The 856-nt window shown below is 67.8% G+C and carries 1 protein-coding gene; it reads right to left on the bottom strand.

Annotated features, from left to right (window positions below; genetic code table 11):
- Positions 1-149: 149 nt before the first annotated feature.
- Positions 150-548 (bottom strand): nuclear transport factor 2 family protein, encoded by a 399-nt coding sequence (locus ACZ5XS_RS29965; RefSeq protein WP_468656527.1) that lies wholly within the window; start codon positions 546-548, stop codon positions 150-152.
- Positions 549-856 lie beyond the last annotated feature (308 nt).

Genomic DNA, 856 nt, shown 5'->3' on the forward strand with positions numbered 1-856 from the left:
GACGCTCGGCTGGGAAACCCCAGCCGAGCGCCTGCATAAACTGCTCGCCGTCTGACACAACCAATCACGTGTTGCGACGATCCCTAGAATCCGCCCCCAGGGCGGCGGCGGGGCCTTCGGCATGGCATGCCCGCGCGGCCGACAGGCAGTCACGACCAGAACGCGTCGCCCTTCTCCATGTCTTCGACGCACTCGTCGAGGTCGGTCATCTTGTCCCCGACGATCCGGAAGACGATGCCCCCGCGTTCGTCGATGTGCTTGTCGCCCCGGTCGGCGGTGAAGCGGTGCACGGAGACGGCGTGCCCGCGGCCATCGACGAACACGTTGAGCAACTCGACACGGAACGACCCGTCCGTCTCCGAGTAGAGCCGGCCGTAGTACCCGTCGAAGATCGAGTCGACTCCCTTGTAGTCCCCCGAGAGCGGGTGCGAACCGGGTACGTGGTGGGTGCAGTCCCCGGTCATCATCGAACGCAGAGTGTCCATGTCCCCGCGCTGGAAGGCCTCGTAGCCCTTGCGGACGAGCATGGCGTGCGGGTGTTCAGCCACGGCGATCGCCACCTTTCCTGATCCGGCGATGGACGGCTGATACGCACGATTCTCCTCCTGTGGGAGGGAAGAGCTACTTGATCAGACCGGTCCTCCGGATCACGCCGTCCTCTGACCTGTGGCAGCCCGCCGCGACCAAGCCCGCCCTCCGGGTCACGCCAGCCCTCCGGATCACGCCCGTCCCCTGGACCGCACCAGCACCTCCGCGACCAAGCCCGCCCTCCGGACCGTGCCCGCCCTCCGGACCACACCCGCCCTCCGGATCACGCCCGTCCCCTGGACCGCACCAGCACCTCCGCGACCAAGCC

It is taken from the genome of Streptomyces sp. NPDC033131, from assembly GCF_055578365.1.